Here is a 1909-nt window from a genome sequence, read left to right on the forward strand (position 1 = left end):
AGGAACCAGATCTGCTTGTCGGCGTACGGCTTGGTCATGACGGGTCCTTCACGGTGTCGTCGGGTGCAGTGGTGTCGGGTGCGGGTCGGGTCGGGTCGGTGACGGTGGTGAGCGGGGTGCGGGCGCCACTGGTCTGGTGTCCCCGCTGGTGGCGGCGGCCCGCGGCGACCGGGTGCTCGTCGCCCGCGGCGACCTGGCGGCACCCACCCTGGTCACCGGCCTGCGCGAGGCCGGCCTCGAGGTGCACGACGTCGCGGTCTACCGGACCGTCCCGGCCCCCGCCCCGCCGGCCGCCGTGCGCGAGCACTGGGCAGCGGGCCGCATCGACGCCGTGCTGCTCACCTCGCCGAGCACCGCGCAGGCCGTGCTCGACCGGCTCGGCCCACCGCCGGCCGGCACCACGGTGGCCTGCCTGGGCCCGACGACCGCGCAGGCGGCCCGCGAGCTCGGTCTGCACGTCGACGTGCTCAGCCCCACGACGACCCTCCCGGCGCTGGTCGCAGCGCTGGTCGACCTCTGGAAGGACCCCGTATGACCACCACCCCCGGACGTGTCCGCCCCCGCCGGCTGCGCGCCACCCCGGCGCTGCGCCGGATGGCCGCCCAGACCCGTGTCGACGTCGCCCAGCTCAGCCTGCCGCTGTTCGTGCGGGACGACGTGACCGCACCGGTCCCGGTGGCCTCGATGCCCGGGGTGGTCCAGCACAGCCGGGACTCGCTGCGCCGCGAGGTGGCCCGGGCCGCCGAGTCGGGGCTGGGCGCCGTCATGCTCTTCGGGGTGCCGAGCGTGCGCGACGCGACGGGCACCGGGGCGGACGACCCGGACGGCGTCCTCAACCGGGCGATCGAGGACGTCGTCGCCGAGGTGGGTGACGCGCTCGTCGTGCAGGCGGACCTGTGCCTCGACGAGTTCACCGACCACGGGCACTGCGGGGTGCTCGACGCCGCCGGCCGCGTGGACAACGACGCGACGCTCGAGCGCTACGTCGCGATGGCGCTGGCCCAGGCGGCGGCGGGTGCCCACGTGCTGGGCCTGTCCGGGATGATGGACGGCCAGGTGGCGGCGGTGCGGGACGCGCTGGACGGCGCCGGCCGCGACGACGTGGCGATCCTGGCCTACGCCGCCAAGTACGCGAGCGCGTTCTACGGCCCGTTCCGGGAGGCCGTGGCCTCGACGCTGCAGGGCGACCGCCGGGCCTACCAGATGGACCCGGCCAACCGGCGCGAAGCCCTCCTCGAGGTCGAGCTCGACATCGCCGAGGGCGCCGACCTCGTCATGGTGAAGCCCGCCATGTCCTACCTGGACGTGCTGGCCGACGTCGCCGCGGTCTCGTCGGTGCCGGTCGCGGCGTACCAGGTGTCCGGGGAGTACGCGATGGTCGAGGCGGCGGCCGCGCAGGGCTGGATCGACCGTCGTCGGGCGGTGGAGGAGTCGGTGCTGAGCATCGTGCGGGCGGGGGCCGACCAGGTGCTCACGTACTGGGCGCTCGAGCTCGCCGGGTGGTGGGCCGCCGACCGTCGCGCCTGACCTGCGAAGAAAGTTCCGCTCCCTGGTATCTCCCGGGGATTTCCCTGCTCCTGGCAGTCGAGGCCGGAGGTCGGCCGGCGGGCTCGGGTCCGCGCTGCGGGAGGTGGGACGTCGTGGAGCGAACGTGGGGAGTGGCCGTGGTGGCATCGGCACCGGTGGTGCGTCAGGGGCTGTCGCTGCAGCTGAGGTTGCGCGGGGTGCACGTGCCGTCGGAGGCGGCGAACCTGCGTGACCTCGACCCCCAGGTGCCGGTGGGCGGGCTCGTGCTGGTGGCCGACCCGCGGCACGACCCGCAGGCCCTGAGCGCGCTGCTGGTGCGCGGCACCTCGGTCGTGGCGCTGCACGAGGGTGTCCGCCCGGCCCCGGTGGCCCGGCCGGGCAC

General features: G+C 75.4%; 2 protein-coding genes and 1 pseudogene. All 3 read left to right on the top strand.

Annotated features, from left to right (window positions below):
• Positions 1-121: 121 nt before the first annotated feature.
• Positions 122-535: pseudogene (locus tag F2B26_RS15985) on the top strand (uroporphyrinogen-III synthase); the annotation flags it as partial.
• Positions 532-1527, top strand: a complete 996-nt coding sequence (gene hemB, locus F2B26_RS15990; RefSeq protein WP_159811038.1) for a porphobilinogen synthase — start codon at positions 532-534, stop codon at positions 1525-1527. The pseudogene F2B26_RS15985 and the gene hemB, both read left to right, overlap by 4 nt.
• A 137-nt stretch (positions 1528-1664) precedes the next feature.
• Positions 1665-1909, top strand: a 245-nt coding sequence (locus F2B26_RS15995; RefSeq protein ID WP_159811040.1) for a hypothetical protein, incomplete at its 3' end; no start/stop codon positions are given.

The organism is Cellulomonas citrea, assembly GCF_009829685.1.
Taxonomy (GTDB): Bacteria; Actinomycetota; Actinomycetes; order Actinomycetales; family Cellulomonadaceae; genus Cellulomonas; species Cellulomonas citrea.

Bases quoted from the DNA above. Each gene is read 5' to 3' on its own strand.
- hemB (WP_159811038.1), top strand. From the start codon at position 532: ATGACCACCACCCCCGGACGTGTCCGCCCCCGCCGGCTGCGCGCCACC.